At 62.1% G+C, this 285-nt stretch carries 1 pseudogene; it reads right to left on the bottom strand.

Features of this window, described 5'->3' with window-relative positions:
- Positions 1-285, bottom strand: a pseudogene (locus AC27E8_RS06620) (hypothetical protein); the annotation flags it as partial.

Here is a 285-nt window from a genome sequence, read left to right as displayed (position 1 = left end):
ATAGGTGATCCGCGGCGCGTAGATCACGGGCTTGCCGTTGACCTCAATCACCATCGTCCCGCTGGTGATCGGCACAGGCTCCACGTTGCTCGGATACGTCACATTCACCGTACTCGGCGCGATGAGGTTCAGCACGCCTTTGCTGCCGTTCCACTCCGCGCGGATCCCGAGCTGCGCCAGGGCCTTATCCACGTAATAGATCGGCAAGAACGACGTCGCCTGCCCATTGCCGCCACCGAATGGATCCGGCGCGACAATATGCTCCGGCGTACTCTGCGGCACGTC

It is taken from the genome of Alicyclobacillus sp. CIJ1 (assembly GCF_057538885.1).
Note: the sequence above shows the minus strand (reverse complement) of the source record. Positions and strands in the feature narration are given on the sequence as shown.